The following is a 9,118-nucleotide window of genomic DNA, read 5'->3' as shown; positions in this document are numbered from 1 at the left end:
CCGATTGAGGGGCGCTTCGCCATCGTCACGAGTGTTGGGTTGAGATGCGGTGGACGCTGCGGCACACGAGGCGAACGTGCCAAGGCGGACGGCGAAGTCGTGTGGTTCTGACGCCCCGATGCAGGTGTTAAGTTCGTGAGAAGCAAACTTCTCACTGACGACGGTGACAACAAAGCTGGTCTCACCGAGAAGAGCACGAAGGACACCGTAAAACCATCGCGCAGGGAAAGCCGGGTTGTTTCCGGTTACACCTGTGGTCCTACCCCCGGTGCTTTTTGTTGCACCGGGCCCATGGGTGCAATCGGCACCCGGCTTTCCCTGCGCCCTCATTGCTTCACGAGGGTCGAACGTGACGCAAACCTCGGACGCAACGCGCCGCGAGAATGCGGATGTATGTCTTGCACAATTGCGAGCGGAGCGACTTGTCCGCCATAGCCTTGGCGAAGGCGGAAGCAATCCATCTCTCTACGCTCGCGGAAAGATGGATTGATTCGTCGCCTCAGCGCAAAATCGCTTTGCAATTTTGTCGCGAGCTCCTCGCAATGACGGCGGATGGGGCCGCCTGTACCATCGACAAGGTGTCAGCCGCCCCTCACCGGCGCCGGGCAGCGTTGCGCAATCGTCTTTGTGAGGTTGCTTGGCAAGCCAGATCGACTTTGTCATAACAGGCGAAACAACATGTTGCGCGTGCGGGGCCTCAGCGATCCGCCTGCAGCCAATGAGCCGGGAGGATGCCATGGCCAATATCCGTGTTCTCGCTACCGATCTGGAATTTCCCGAGGGGCCGGTCGTCATGCCTGACGGCTCGATCGTGCTGGTGGAAATCCGCGGCCAGCGCCTGACCCGCGTTTATCCAGACGGACGCAAGGAAATCGTTGCGAAGATGCCGGGCGGCCCGAACGGGGCAGCGCTCGGTCCCGACGGCAAGATGTATGTCTGCAACAATGGCGGCTTCTCCTGGATCCCGACCAAGACCATGATCATGCCGGGGCCGCAGCCGGAGGACTATCTTGGCGGTTCGATCCAGCGCGTCGACCTGCAGTCCGGCAAGGTCGAGACCGTCGTCAGCAAATGCGACGAGCAAGCGCTGCGCGGGCCGAACGATCTCGTGTTCGACAAGCATGGCGGCCTGTGGTTCTCCGACCTCGGCAAGCGCCGCACCCGCGACATGGATGTCGGCGCATTCTACTACGTCAAGCCCGGGATGACCGAGATCGTCGAGGCGGTGCACGGCGTGTTGCCGGCAAACGGCATCGGACTCTCCCCGGACGAGAAGACCGTCTATATCGCCGAAACTCCGACGGCTCGGCTGTGGGCCTATGAAGTTTCCGAGCCGGGCACGATCAAGCCGCGCGACGTGATCTATCGTGGCGAGCGCGGCAAGCCGATTGCCGGCCTTGGCGGCTACCAGATGTTCGACTCGCTCGCGGTGGAAGCGAATGGCAACATCTGCGTGGCGACCCTGGTCTCGGGCTGCATCTCGGTGATCGCGCCGGACGGCACCGTGGTCGAGCAAGTGCCGACCGGCGACCGCGTCACCACCAACATCGCCTTCGGTGGCCCCGAGCTCAAGACCGCCTATATCACGCTGTCAGGCAAGGGCGAGTTGATCGCGATGGACTGGCCGCGGCCGGGACTGCCGCTGAACTTTTTGAACAAGTGATATAGGAATGTCATTGCGAGCGACGCGAAGCAATCCATGCAGCCACGGGTACGAAGCGAATGGGTTGCTTCGTCGCTTCAGCGCAAAATTGCCCTGCAATTTTGTCGCGAGCTCCTCGCAGCGACGGAAAGGACGTAGGAATGCCCTGGCTTGAACCGGTCACCCTTCGTGGCGCGCATGCGCGGCTCGAGCCGCTGTCGCACGATCATCGCGACGGGCTGATCGAGGCCGTGAAGGACGGCGAGCTCTGGAAGCTCTGGTACACTTTCATCCCGCAGCCGGAGAACATGGGCAAGGAGATCGACCGTCGGCTCGGCCTGCAAGCGGCGGGCTCAATGTTGCCGTTCACCGTGTTCGATGCATCGGGCACGATTGCAGGCATGACCACGTACATGAATGTCGATACGCCGAACCGTCGCGTCGAGATCGGTTCGACCTGGTACGCAAGGCGGGTGCAGCGCAGCGCGGTCAACACGCAGTGCAAACTGCTGCTGCTCGGCCACGCCTTCGAGACGCTCGACTGCATCGCGGTCGAGTTCCGCACGCATTTTTTCAATCAGCAGAGCCGGCGCGGCATCGAGCGCCTGGGTGCAAGGCAGGACGGTATCCTGCGCAACCACCAGATCGCGCCGAACGGTACGTTGCGTGACACCGTGGTTTACAGCATCATCGCCGGCGAATGGCCGACGGTGAAGGCTCACCTCAATTATCAACTCAACGAAAAGGCGCGGTGACGGTCAACTCCGCGCAAGACAATGATGGATAGATTCGATTATCTGATTATCGGCGCGGGCTCCGCAGGAAGCGTGCTCGCCAATCGCCTGAGCGAAGACGCCGCGACCACGGTCTGCGTGCTGGAGGCGGGGCCGAGCGACTGGCATCCCTACATCCATCTGCCCGCCGGCTTCATCAAGACCTTTCACATGAAGAGCGTGAACTGGGCCTATCAGCAGGAGGTGGGCCCATGGACCGGCGGGCGCAGCATCTATGCGCCGCGCGGCAAGACGCTCGGCGGCTCGTCGTCGATCAACGGCCACATCTACAATCGCGGCCAGCGCCAGGATTTCGACACCTGGGCGCAGCTTGGCAATCGCGGCTGGGGCTATCCCGACGTGCTGCCCTATTTCCGGCGGATGGAGCGGCGGATCGGTGAGGGCGACGACACATATCGCGGCCGCGACGGCAATCTCACCGTGACCACGATGGACTGGCAGGATCCGCTCTGCGAAGCCTTCATGGAGGGCGCCGTCAGCCTGGGCATTCCACGCAACCCTGACTACAACGGCAAGATCCAGGAAGGCGTCTCCTATTGCCAGCGCACCATCCAGAATGGACTGCGTGTCAGCGCGGCGACTGCGTTCCTGCATCCGGCACGCAAGCGACCGAATGTCAATGTGCGTACGCATGCGCATGTCACCAACATCATCTTCGAGGGCAAGTGCGCGGTCGGCGTTCGCTACCTCAGGGGAGGAAAGGGCGGTGAGCCGGTCGAAGTGCGCGCCAACAAGGAGGTCATCCTGTCCGGCGGCGCCTACAACTCGCCGCAGGTGCTGCAACTCTCGGGCGTCGGTTCGCCCGACCTCTTGAAGTCGCACGGCATCGAGGTGCGTCACGCGCTGCCGGGCGTCGGCGAGGGTCTGCAGGATCACTACGCACCGCGCTCGGTGGCGCGGGTGAAGGATATCAGGACCATCAACGAGCTTCGTCGCGGCCTCAGCCTCTGGATCGAGGCGTTGAAATGGGCGACGACACGGCGCGGCCTGTTGTCGCTGTCGCCGACCATGGTTTACTGCTTCTGGCACTCCGGCGAGACCACCGAGAGCTCGGATCTGCAGCTCACCTTCACGCCGGCGAGCTACAAGGAGGGTGTGCAGGGCCAGCTCGAGGACGAGCCCGGCATGACTGTCGCCTCATGGCAGCAGCGTCCGGAGAGCCGCGGCTATGTCCGCATCCGCTCGGCCGATCCGTTTGCGCCGCCGATCATCCAGACCAACTATCTCGCCGAAGAGATCGACCGTCGCGTCGTCGTCGCCGGCATGAAGCTCGCTCGACGTCTGCTCGGCTCCGAGCCGCTCAAGCCGTATTACGCCTACGAGGATTTTCCGGGGCCGAACGTGCAAAGCGATGACGAATTCCTCGCCGCCGCGACCCAGCGCGGGACGACGACGTTCCATCCTGGTTGCACCTGCCGGATGGGGCCGGCCGACGCGCCGTGGGCCGTGGTCGACGATCAGCTTCGCGTGCGCGGGATGCAAGGACTTCGCGTGATCGACGCCTCGATCATGCCGCGGATGATTTCGGCGAATCTCAACGCGTCCACGCTGATGATCGCCGACAAGGCCTCCGACATGATCCGCGGCAAGGCCGCGCCGGCGTCGGCGAAGCTGGAAGAATATGCGTGAGGGTGTGGTTGGTATGCGCGATGATCGTCGTCGATCAGCGCGCACTATCTATCCCCGTCATGCTGAGGAGGCCGCAAAAGCGGCCGTCTCGAAGCACGACGGCCCCACTCGGGCCGTGCACCCTTCGAGGCTCGCTTCGCGAGCACCTCAGGGTGACGGGTCAAGCAAAGGAGTTCAGCCGTAGACGAACGCCTTGTCCTCGAGGTCGATCGCCGGGAATTCGTCCTTTTCGGTCCAGTAGTCCTGGTTGTGCTGCCATTCCGGCTTGTCGCCGCGCTTCGGCAGCAGATGCATGCCGCGCATCATGTAGCCGGGATTGAAGTTCTCCGCATCGATCCACGGCAACAGCGGCATGTTGTGGTCTTCCGGCCGCAGCGTGGGCGTCACCTTTTTCGCACCTGCCGCCTTCATGTGATTGAGCAGGCGACAGACGAAGTCGGCGACAAGGTCGACGCGCAGCGTCCAACTGGCGCGGAAATAGCCGAACACCCAGACGAGGTTCGGCACGCCCGTGAACATCATGCCGCGATAGGTCACCGTGTCGGCGAAATCGAGCGGCTTGCCGTCGATCTCGAAATCGATGTCGCCGTTGGCGCAAAGATTGAAGCCGGTCGCGGTGACGATGATATCGGCCTCGAGCTCGTTGCCGGATTTGAGCAGGATGCCCTTCTCGGTGAAGCGCTCGATCTCGTCGGTCACGACCGACGCCTTGCCGGACCTGATGCCCTGGAACAAATCGCCGTCCGGAATGAAAGCAATCCTCTGCCGCCACGGCCGGTAGCGCGGCGTGAAGTGGGTCGCGATGTCGTAGTCCTTGCCGAGATAGGCCTCGACGGCGGACAGGAGGTCCTTCTTGGCGGCCTCGGGCTCGGCGAAGGTCTTGCGCGTGAAGGCGTCCTGCTCGAACAGGATCTTGCGGCGTGTGATCTCGTGGATCCAGGCCTCGTCGACCTGCAGTTTGCGCAGTTCCTCGGTGATCTCGATCGCGTTGCGGCCGGTGCGAAAAAAGGTCGGCGAGCGCTGCAGCATGACGACGTGGCCGGCATCCTTGGCCATCGCCGGGATCAACGTCGCGGCAGTTGCGCCGGAGCCGATCACGATGATGCGCTTGCCGGCGTAATCGAGATCATCAGGCCATTTCTGCGGATGCACGATCCGGCCCTTGAACCTGGCCATGTCCGTCCACTCGGGCGTATAGCCCTCGGCGTGGCGATAATAGCCCTGGCACATCCAGAAGAAGTTGGCGGTGAAGCGAAGCTTCTCGCCGGTGTCGAGCCGCGTCGCGTCGATGGTCCAGAGATTGGCCTCGTTCGACCACTTCGCCGACGTGATGGTGTGGCGATAGCGGATGTGGCGGGCGAGGTCGTTCTCCTCGATCACCTCACCCATGTATTTCAGGATCTCCGCCGCGGTCGCGATCGGCGCGCTGGTCCACGGCTTGAAGCGATAGCCGAAGGTGTGCAGGTCGCTGTCGGAGCGGATGCCGGGATAGCGGTGCGTGGACCAGGTGCCGCCGAACGTCTTCTGCGTCTCAAGCACCACGAAGCTGGTGCCTGGGCATTGCGTCGCCAGGTGGTAGGCCGAGCCGACGCCGGAAATGCCGGCGCCCGCGATCAGGACGTCGAAATGTTCTGTTGTGACGGGTTCGGCAGCGCGGATTTGGGTTTGGACGTTCATGTTCCCTGGTCGTCTTGTTGTTTGCGGTACGGACGCAAAACGCCGGAGCCAAGGGCCCGGCGTGAGCGGATGTCGGAATCAGACTTCGCGGCGGCTGAGGAAGGCGAGCCGCTCGAACAAGTGCACGTCCTGCTCGTTCTTCAAGAGTGCGCCGTGCAGCGGCGGGATCAACTTGCGCGGATCGCGCTCCCTGAGCATCTCCGGCGTAATGTCCTCGTTCAAGAGCAGCTTGAGCCAGTCGAGCAGTTCGGAAGTCGACGGCTTCTTCTTCAGGCCCGGCACCTCACGCACCTCGAAGAAGATGCGCAGCGCCTCTTCGACGAGCCGCTTCTTGATGCCGGGAAAGTGCACGTCGACGATCTTGCTCATCGTGTCGGCATCGGGAAACTTGATGTAGTGGAAGAAGCAGCGGCGCAGGAAGGCGTCTGGCAGCTCCTTCTCGTTGTTCGAGGTGATCATTACGATCGGACGCAGCTTCGCCTTGATGTTCTCGCCGGTTTCGTAGACGTGGAACTCCATGCGATCGAGCTCGAGCAGCAGGTCGTTGGGAAATTCGATGTCGGCTTTGTCGATCTCGTCGATCAGGAGCACGGGGCGCTCCTGGTTGGTGAACGCGTCCCACAGCTTGCCGCGCTTGATGTAGTTCTTGATGTCGGACACGCGGCTGTCGCCGAGCTGGCTGTCGCGCAGGCGCGACACGGCGTCGTATTCGTAGAGACCCTGCTGCGCCTTGGTGGTGGACTTGATGTGCCAGGTAAGCAGTGGCGCATTGAGCGCCTTCGCGACTTCCTCGGCCAGCACGGTCTTGCCGGTGCCGGGCTCGCCCTTCACCAGCAGCGGGCGCTCGAGCACGATGGCGGCGTTGACAGCGACCTTGAGGTCATCGGTGGCGACGTAGTCCTTGGTACCCGTGAATTTCATCTATCCCTTTGCCTTGTCTCGTTCGTCGGCCACCTTGGCCTCAACATGAAACGACCGCTGGAACAGCGGCCGTCGAGAGCGGAATTGTCCCGGTCACGCGCGTCTGATCAGCGACAGGATGACCAACACGATCACCGCGCCGATGGTGGCATTGACGATATCGCGGATGGTGCCGCTCCCGAGGCTGACGCCAAGCTGCGGCAACAGCCAGCCTGCCACCAACGCGCCAACGATGCCAACCACGATGTTCCCGAGCAGGCCGAAGCCCGCGCCGCGGACGATCTGTCCGGCCAGCCAGCCGGCGATCGCACCGATCACCAATGCCGCGATGATCCCCATTCAAACGTCCTGCCCGATCTCCTGTCAGGCGCAATTCTAGTTGAAAAAGTGAGGCGGTCTAGCTCGGATTCCGCAGCGCAGCGGTACCCTGGGCGGCGGCCCGCGCATGGGACGTCAGGCGTATTGTTTCCGCCCTACGGAATGATTGCCGGAGGCCAGCGTCGAGGCGAGGACGGCGCAATTGCGTCCCGAGCGTTTCGCCTCGTAGAGCGCACCATCGGCCGCGCCGACCAGCGCAGCTTCATCAGCGGTCGCGGCCGAGCGGCTGGCGATGCCGAGGCTGATCGAGACCACGCCACGATGCGAGGCCGGGTTGGCGATCGCGAGCGAGCGGATGGTAAGGCGGATCGCTTCCGCGACCTTGAGTGCATCCTGTTCGTCAACACCGGGCAGGATGATGGCGAATTCCTCGCCGCCATAGCGCGCTGCCAGCGCGGAAGTGTTTTCCGTGGCATCCGCAATCACGCGCGCCACGCGCCGCAAACATTCGTCGCCGGCCTGATGCCCGCGGCTGTCGTTGAAGCCCTTGAAATGGTCGATGTCGAGCATGATGACCGAGATCTGCTCGCGGTCGCGGAACTCGCGCGGCAGCGCATTGTCGAAACTCCGCCGGTTGGCGAGCCTGGTCAGGCCGTCGGTCGTGGCAAGCTCGGCGAGGCGCACGTTCAGTGCATTGAGTTCGTCTTCCATCTTGCGCCGTTCGGTCACGTCGCGCAGCACGCCAACGACCTCGATGCCCTGGTGATCTTCAGCGGCGCCGGCAAGCTTGAAGTTGATCTCGACCCAGACCTCGGACCCGTCGGCACGAAAGGTCTTGAACGCAACGGTCTTGGTCGTCGTCCAGTCCGTCAGCTCGGAACTCGCCTTGGCTAGCTCGGCGCGGCTGTCGGGATGCACGAAGTCGAAGCACGACTTGCCGAGCAGGTCGTCGGGCTTGCGGCCAAGGATGGCTTCGACCGACTGCGAGACGAACAGGAATTTGCCGCCCCGATCCAGCCGGATGACAACGTCGGCGATGTTGTCTGCAAGCATGCGATAGCCCGCCTCGCGCTCGCGGAGCGCCGCCTCGATCCTTGCACGCCTGCGAAATTGCGCCGACAGCATCACCGCGAGCAGCACGACGGTCCCCATCACGACGACGGCCGCGACGGCATCGTAACGCAGGCCCTCGTGCCAGGCGGCAAGCACATCCTCCTCTGGCAACGCGACGGTGACCACGATTGGATAGAGCGAGGCGGTCTCATAGCCGAGATACTTCGTGTAACCGTCGAACGGCGAGACTGTCCTCGCATAGCCGCTCGGCGCTTCGCCGATCCGAACCTTGAAGGCGGTCGACAGGTCCTTGTTCCATTTTCCGTCGGGCCAGTGCGCGAGCACGGTGCCGTCGTTGCGCAGCAGGGAAATCCCGGCATGCCGGCCAAATTTGAAGGCCTTGTAGAAATTGTCGAAATACGTCGCATCGATCGCCGCAACCAGGACGCCGCCGAAGCTGCCGTCCTGGTTGCTGATGCGCCGGGACAGGATGATCGTCGCCCGTCCGGTCAGTCGCGAGCGCAGCGGGGGGCTGATGTGCAGCAGCGGATCGGTGGAATCGCGATGCCCGGTGAAATAGGCGCGGTCGGCATTGTTGTGGAGCGGTGTCTGGTCGAGCGAGGAGTAGATCCAGTTGCCCTCGCTGTTCAGGACGCCGATCTCCCTGATCTGCGGCAGCGTTGCGACCGTGTTGCGCAGATAGAGGTTGAAGCGATCCTCGCGCGGCCGTTGGTACTTCAACAGGTCGACCATGCCGGCCATGGCGACATCGGCGGCCTGGATCGAGTGGGATGCGTGCTCGGCCAGCGAATGGGCAAGATTGCGGATGTCACGCTCGCCTTGCGCAAGCGCCATGGAGCGAGCATCGAGTACCTTCCACACGACGAGCCCCAGCAGGCAGGCGGTCATGACCATCACCACCGCAGCGACGATCGCCACTGGCGAGAACGGGTTCGGCAGCTTGGTGGGAACGCGAGGCAACTCGGTCGGGTCCACTGGCGTTGTATGGCGTCCAGTGATCAACACTCCATCTTAACGTCACGTTTCGGCCCGGCAGGCCGAAGGTGGCCCGGGTGGTTAAGTG

At 63.0% G+C, this 9,118-nt stretch carries 7 protein-coding genes; 3 read left to right on the top strand and 4 right to left on the bottom strand.

Going from position 1 to position 9,118, the window contains the following annotated elements; genetic code table 11:
* Positions 1-736 precede the first annotated feature (736 nt).
* The 3 genes from JQ553_RS28890 to JQ553_RS28880 all read left to right on the top strand — a co-directional run bounded on the left by JQ553_RS28890 (position 737) and on the right by JQ553_RS28880 (position 4,065).
* Positions 737-1,663 (top strand): SMP-30/gluconolactonase/LRE family protein, encoded by a 927-nt coding sequence (locus JQ553_RS28890; RefSeq protein ID WP_212503439.1) that lies wholly within the window; start codon positions 737-739, stop codon positions 1,661-1,663.
* A gap of 140 nt (positions 1,664-1,803) precedes the next feature.
* Positions 1,804-2,397 carry a GNAT family N-acetyltransferase gene (locus JQ553_RS28885; protein WP_212503438.1) on the top strand — a complete coding sequence of 198 codons (594 nt, stop codon included), beginning with the start codon at positions 1,804-1,806 and terminating at the stop codon, positions 2,395-2,397.
* Between the two features lie 24 nt (positions 2,398-2,421).
* Positions 2,422-4,065 carry a GMC family oxidoreductase gene (locus tag JQ553_RS28880; protein WP_212503437.1) on the top strand — a complete coding sequence of 548 codons (1,644 nt, stop codon included), beginning with the start codon at positions 2,422-2,424 and terminating at the stop codon, positions 4,063-4,065.
* Positions 4,066-4,239: 174 nt separating this feature from the next.
* Here JQ553_RS28880 and JQ553_RS28875 read toward each other — a convergent pair whose 3' ends face one another.
* From JQ553_RS28875 to JQ553_RS28860, 4 genes are all read right to left on the bottom strand, one after another.
* Positions 4,240-5,742, bottom strand: a complete 1,503-nt coding sequence (locus JQ553_RS28875; RefSeq protein ID WP_212503436.1) for an NAD(P)/FAD-dependent oxidoreductase — start codon at positions 5,740-5,742, stop codon at positions 4,240-4,242.
* A 78-nt stretch (positions 5,743-5,820) separates the two neighbouring features.
* The gene (locus JQ553_RS28870; protein WP_212503435.1) at positions 5,821-6,663 is read right to left on the bottom strand and encodes a MoxR family ATPase; all 843 of its coding nucleotides are present in this window, start codon (positions 6,661-6,663) and stop codon (positions 5,821-5,823) included.
* Positions 6,664-6,756: 93 nt separating this feature from the next.
* Positions 6,757-7,002: a GlsB/YeaQ/YmgE family stress response membrane protein gene (locus tag JQ553_RS28865; RefSeq protein ID WP_212503434.1), complete on the bottom strand. Its 246-nt coding sequence runs from the start codon at positions 7,000-7,002 to the stop codon at positions 6,757-6,759.
* A 114-nt stretch (positions 7,003-7,116) separates the two neighbouring features.
* Positions 7,117-9,015 (bottom strand): diguanylate cyclase, encoded by a 1,899-nt coding sequence (locus JQ553_RS28860; protein ID WP_249144636.1) that lies wholly within the window; start codon positions 9,013-9,015, stop codon positions 7,117-7,119.
* Positions 9,016-9,118 lie beyond the last annotated feature (103 nt).

Source organism: Bradyrhizobium lablabi (assembly GCF_018131005.1).
Taxonomy (GTDB): Bacteria; Pseudomonadota; Alphaproteobacteria; order Rhizobiales; family Xanthobacteraceae; genus Bradyrhizobium; species Bradyrhizobium lablabi_D.
This window is presented reverse-complemented; position numbering and strand designations above follow the sequence as displayed.